This is a genomic window from Klebsiella sp. YJ, from assembly GCF_002108615.1.
GTDB classification, from domain to species: Bacteria; Pseudomonadota; Gammaproteobacteria; order Enterobacterales; family Enterobacteriaceae; genus Klebsiella; species Klebsiella planticola.
Genome location: NZ_MTEG01000084.1, coordinates 1 through 2,066 on the forward strand (window position 1 = coordinate 1; position 2,066 = coordinate 2,066).

The following is a 2,066-nucleotide window of genomic DNA, read 5'->3' on the forward strand; positions in this document are numbered from 1 at the left end:
CGGTGGGATTGTTGGGTTTCTCATCGTGAGTTACCGGTTCAATATTCCAGACAGACTCGCGGTTCATTTAAGCATCCATGCCCGCCCTGAACTCCGGGCACACTATACGTCACATCGCCGCACCATACCTGATTAGGCTCTGTCACTGCGAACTGTCGCTCAAGGTGATTTGGGATAGCGATGTGTTGATGGCCACCACGTTTATACCGGTGGGTGGGTTGCTGACAACTCACCAGTCCCAGTTCTTTCATGAGCCTGCCGGCAAGCCAGCGTCCCATTCTGAAGCCTCTCAGGGTTGCCATGATGGCGATACTTCTCGCGCCAGCAGAGCCATGGCTAATGTTATGCAGCTCCAGAACCTGACTACGTAATACAGCCCGCTTGCCGTCTGGCTTTTCGGGGCTTTTCACCCAGTATTTGTAGCTGCTGCGATGAACCCCGAACACGTGGCAGAGTGTGACCACAGGATACTGCGCTCTGAGTTTCTCGATTAACGAGAACTGTTCAGGGAGTCTGACATCAAGAGCGCGGTAGCCTTTTTTAATATGTCGTTTTCCATTTCAATGCGTTGTAGCTTTTTCTTTAACTCACGTATTTCAATCTGTTCCGGGGTTATAGGAGAGGCTTTAGGTATTTTGCCCTGTCGTTCATCCCGTAACTGCTTTACCCATCGCGTCATGGTAGAAAGCCCCACGTCCATAGCACTGGCCGCAGCTGCAACGGTGTAGTTTTGATCAAGGACCAGTTGAGCGGATTCGCGTTTAAACTCTGCGCTGAAATTTCTTTTTTTCATTGGGACACCTGTATTGTTCTGAGATGAGCATATCACCTCTGTTCAGGTGGCCAAATTCAGTAAACCACTACAACCTGACAGGAAGTGAAGCAAGAGAGGATAGGGCGCTGTCATGATGCCTGGCGCTCCTGCCCGGTGTCACATAAAAAAGCCCGCCAGCGGCGGGCAAAGACTACACACAGCTATTACAGGATGATTCAGGCAGTTTCTTCGTAAACGTTGTAATCCAGTTTTGCTCCACTGTAATTCTGCAGACTACGGGCTTTATTCATCGCGCAGCTGAACGCATTCGAACGATCGCCTGCACTCCCGTTATGCCCATAGCGGGCAATTTCATACGGTTTCTCATAACTGCATTCTTCCAGCACAATAAAGGCTCCCGGTTCACTGGTCAGCAATTCGAAACCAAGACCTGCGGCTTTTGTATTCCTTAGCTGGTAATATGCAGTGAGTGTCATAATTGATTCCTTAAATAATACCGATACAAAGATATTTCTACAGGCATTGTTGAGTCTGTGAAATTGCTGATAGTTCAGAGTGCCTGTAAGTAATAATAACTTATTCAAGTGGCGCGTCAATTGGCTAAATAACCTTACCGTCATTATATTTTGAAAGAAATACAATCAGGAAAAGTGACTTTAAAAATCTCTTTCGGATATGACGCTACTGATATCTGATATTGCCTGGAGAATTTTGTCATAGGCGTAGACCTCTATTTGGGCGTAAATCTTCAATCTGGTAGCTGAGTCGTTTGGTTAACATCAGACATGGGCGCAGCTGGCGAACAAGGGGGTTGTTCTGGCACTACATTGCGTCTGCACAGAACCGCTACACTGGACGGCGCAGAAGTGGTAACCGGAGCATATCGACAGAGGGGAAAATTCATGACTGAACTCCAGCAGATGCCGGGATGCAGGGCAGAAACACGGCGGAAACCATCTTAAAAGTTATTAACTTACCAGCTTATTAGCCCTGGGAGGATGGGAGTAAACACGGTATAATGGTGTCGGCGCTTGAGGCTTTTTGCCTCATGATGTTTGAGTGTTTTGATGTTGTGAGGCAGAAAGAAGAAAGCCCCGTAGGACGTTAATTTTCATTAACCAACCACACGAGGCCATCTGCTTGACTAGACACCAACAGAGTAGCCTCTTAGCTGCCGTAAGGCAAGGAGATGTATGGGTCCACCACATATTGCAATTTTTACTCTCACGTAAAATATAGTCCACTGGCGTCATCAGTTCGAGTGATTTATGTGGCCTTTTGCTGTTATACA

The 2,066-nt window shown here is 47.3% G+C and carries 1 protein-coding gene and 1 pseudogene; both read right to left on the reverse strand.

Annotation, left to right across the window (positions count from 1 at the left end; genetic code table 11):
• Positions 1-104: 104 nt before the first annotated feature.
• Positions 105-793: pseudogene (locus BV390_RS30195) on the reverse strand (IS3 family transposase); the annotation flags it as partial.
• Between the two features lie 197 nt (positions 794-990).
• Positions 991-1,251 (reverse strand): hypothetical protein, encoded by a 261-nt coding sequence (locus BV390_RS30200; RefSeq protein ID WP_004026352.1) that lies wholly within the window; start codon positions 1,249-1,251, stop codon positions 991-993.
• Positions 1,252-2,066: the final 815 nt, after the last annotated feature.

Coding starts and splice junctions, on each gene's coding strand:
- BV390_RS30200 (WP_004026352.1), bottom strand. CDS start 1,251: ATGACACTCACTGCATATTACCAGCTAAGGAATACAAAAGCCGCAGGT.